We start from the raw sequence: 239 nt of genomic DNA on the forward strand, positions 1-239 counted from the left end.
GCGGGTTTGCCGGACGTTCGAGCGAGTAAACGCCCAGCGAGATTTGAACCGGTAGCTCAAACAGGCGAGTAACCATTACCGGCACCGGGCGCTCTGGAATAAAACTTTTACGCAGCGCCTGGAACTGGTTAGGCAGCACTACATCGGCACGGCTGACCACGCCTGCCGGTTTAATGCTGGCAAGAATAGCTTCCGCTTCGGGAATATCGCCTTTCAAAATAGCTGAAGATAAGGGTTCG

At 54.4% G+C, this 239-nt stretch carries 1 protein-coding gene; it reads right to left on the minus strand.

The genetic code is table 11. From position 1 onward, the window contains the following. The coding region (locus SB756_RS34930) for a hypothetical protein (RefSeq protein ID WP_410913863.1) at positions 1–239 on the minus strand (239 nt) is incomplete at both ends.

Source organism: Pseudomonas sp. SIMBA_068 (assembly GCF_046534705.1).
Taxonomy (GTDB): Bacteria; Pseudomonadota; Gammaproteobacteria; order Pseudomonadales; family Pseudomonadaceae; genus Aquipseudomonas; species Aquipseudomonas putida.